This is a genomic window from Candidatus Methanoperedens nitratireducens, from assembly GCF_900196725.1.
GTDB lineage: Archaea > Halobacteriota > Methanosarcinia > Methanosarcinales > Methanoperedenaceae > Methanoperedens > Methanoperedens nitroreducens_A.
On sequence record NZ_FZMP01000158.1, the window covers coordinates 1 to 2,378 of the forward strand.

A 2,378-nucleotide genomic window follows, 5' to 3' on the forward strand; every position below is an offset into this window, starting at 1 on the left:
TTCAGGCCGCCTGAATATCAAGGATGCAAGAGTAACAGGGCCAATTGAAATAGGGCATGATGTGTCACTCGGTTCAAATTCCTCCATTGTAGGCCCTATAGTGATCGGGGAAAACACAACTATCGGGGATAATGTCCTGATAGGCCCCTACACATCGATAGGCTCAAACTGCAAAATCGGAAATAACTCAAGGATACTTTCTTCATATATATTTAATAGTGTTGAGATCGGCGCGAATACTGCGGTTTCCAGCGCTATTATCGATAATTCTACCAGGATAAAAGATTCATGCATACTTGAAACCGGTACTGTTATCGGTCCAAGAGTTATTATCGGGGAAGAAGTGACCGTAAATTCAATGGTCAGGATATGGCCTGAAGTCAGGGTAAAAAATGGAACTAAAGTAAATGAGAATCTTGGGAATGAGGATTTTGGAAATAATATTAAAGGTTCCTGAGACTAATTATTTTCACAGTCCCGTCTTTTTTCCCGATATATACCATATCCACATTGGTGAATATACCATGTTCTACGATACCTGTACAATACGAAAGCTCTTTACTTAATGATACAGGGTCATCTATTTTTCCAAAATCCGCATCCATTATGAAATTCCCGTTATCCGAGATGACCGGGCCATCCTTATTGACGCCCATACGTACCTGCGTTTTTCCACCGAGTTTTGCCACATTTTTTTCAACAAGTTTACGCGCCGCTGGTATGACTTCAAGGGGTACTGGGTGACTCAGCACATCAGCCATTTTTGAATCATCTATGACTACAACGAACTTTTTTGCGGATTCAGCAACGATCTTTTCCCGCGTATGCGCCGCTCCGCCGCCTTTAATCGCTATGAAATTTGCGACCTGGTCCGCGCCATCGATATCAATATCAAGCACAGGATGCTCATCAAGCGTGGTGAGCGGGATTCCGTTCTCAGTTGCCAGAAATGCCGACTGGTATGATGTGGGAACACCAAGGATATCCAAACCATCGGCGACACGCCTTCCCAGTTCTTTTATCGCATAAGCGGTTGTGGAGCCTGTGCCAAGCCCTACGATCATATTGTTTTTTACAAGTTTGGCGGCCCGTTCTCCGGCTGCCTGCTTGGGGTTTTGAGTGGTGTTTTTCATGATGGGACTAAAATGTCTTTTTTAAATTAAATTTACAAAACCAGCCTTTATTTTAAAAATCCTATTTAATACGTCATTTAGATGGGGGATAATCGTTTTCATACTGTTCTTTAATAGATTCAAATTTATTTAAGGTTTGGTATAGCCAGAACACTTATTCATGAACTCCCGAATTCAGTCGGACGCCTCCAAGAGCAGGTGCATTAGAGAGTTCGACTTTTTAGTTCACACAATTGGGCAAATGGTATGACCTTATTTATGTTATGCTTCTTAGTACTTATACACCTCTCAAGATTGCGGTTAATAGTAGTACCAGTATGCCAAGAGACAGATTAGTTTTTACTAATATTAAGATTGTGTCAGGTTTCGGGGCAAAAGGTGCTAACTTTGTGGAAAGAACAAAGCTAACCCATGCAACAATGAGAATCATTATCAATGTTACAAAATGTTTGCTCAGCAAAACAATTCCATACGTTGTGCTCAAAATATCTTCAAATGCTACATGGCGAAAGGCGATTGGAATACCTGTAAAAATCAGCACTGTAATGCTCAACCAGGCAAAAATAACGAAACGCTTTAATACAGCAGTTCCGAGCACTGGACGCTGATTTTGGTCAATTATCATCTCTTTTATGTGAATAAATTACTGCCTCTGTCATAAACAGGGGCAGATACATTTTAAGTTTTTTTCAAGATTGGTTCGTGTTCTTCGATAACGATATTTTTATTCTTACTGTCTTTGGAATCATTCATCTGCTGTTCTTTATTTTTAGTAATGGGAAGGCATTGTCGGCACATCTTTTTCACCTCCTTTTATCTTTATAGTTACTTCAGTTAATAAAGTATTTAAACTATCAAGTTTAAAGTTAAATAGCTGCTATTGAAAATGGAAGTCGCTATGCAAAAAGAAAGTAAGAGATGCACTATGTATGAGGACGATATATGTTTGTGTTCTATTGAAGGTATCATGGGTATCCTCAGTAAAAAATGGGCTTTATTGATAATCAGTGCGATTGGGAATAACCAGAAATTGCGCTACAACGAGCTTGAAAAAAAGCTGGATAAGATAAGTCCAAAAACGTTAGCCGATAGGTTAAAAGAACTGGAGAATGCGAACATAATCAAAAGAGAACCATTTGCGCAAATACCTCCCAGGGTGGAGTACTCGCTAACAAAAGAAGGAGACGGAACTGAGAGATGCTGTAATGACCTTTGATTAAAAGGGTTTCTTTAGGGATGCTCAGA

At 39.7% G+C, this 2,378-nt stretch carries 4 protein-coding genes; 2 read left to right on the forward strand and 2 right to left on the reverse strand.

Annotation, left to right across the window (positions count from 1 at the left end):
• Nucleotides 1-457, forward strand: a 457-nt coding sequence (locus MNV_RS10320) for a nucleotidyltransferase family protein (RefSeq protein ID WP_143311735.1), incomplete at its 5' end; no start/stop codon positions are given.
• Here the strand turns inward: MNV_RS10320 and rpiA are convergent.
• Together rpiA and MNV_RS21345 are read right to left on the reverse strand one after the other, a co-directional pair.
• The gene (gene rpiA, locus MNV_RS10325) at nucleotides 444-1,133 is read right to left on the reverse strand and encodes a ribose-5-phosphate isomerase RpiA (RefSeq protein ID WP_096205804.1); all 690 of its coding nucleotides are present in this window, start codon (nucleotides 1,131-1,133) and stop codon (nucleotides 444-446) included. The genes MNV_RS10320 and rpiA overlap by 14 nt on opposite strands.
• A 277-nt stretch (nucleotides 1,134-1,410) precedes the next feature.
• Complete coding sequence (locus MNV_RS21345) at nucleotides 1,411-1,758, reverse strand: CopD family protein (RefSeq protein ID WP_096205806.1); 348 nt, start codon at nucleotides 1,756-1,758, stop codon at nucleotides 1,411-1,413.
• Between the two features lie 273 nt (nucleotides 1,759-2,031).
• Between MNV_RS21345 and MNV_RS10335 the strand changes: the two genes are divergently transcribed.
• The gene (locus MNV_RS10335; RefSeq protein WP_257000025.1) at nucleotides 2,032-2,349 is read left to right on the forward strand and encodes a winged helix-turn-helix transcriptional regulator; all 318 of its coding nucleotides are present in this window, start codon (nucleotides 2,032-2,034) and stop codon (nucleotides 2,347-2,349) included.
• The last annotated feature ends 29 nt before the right edge of the window (nucleotides 2,350-2,378 follow it).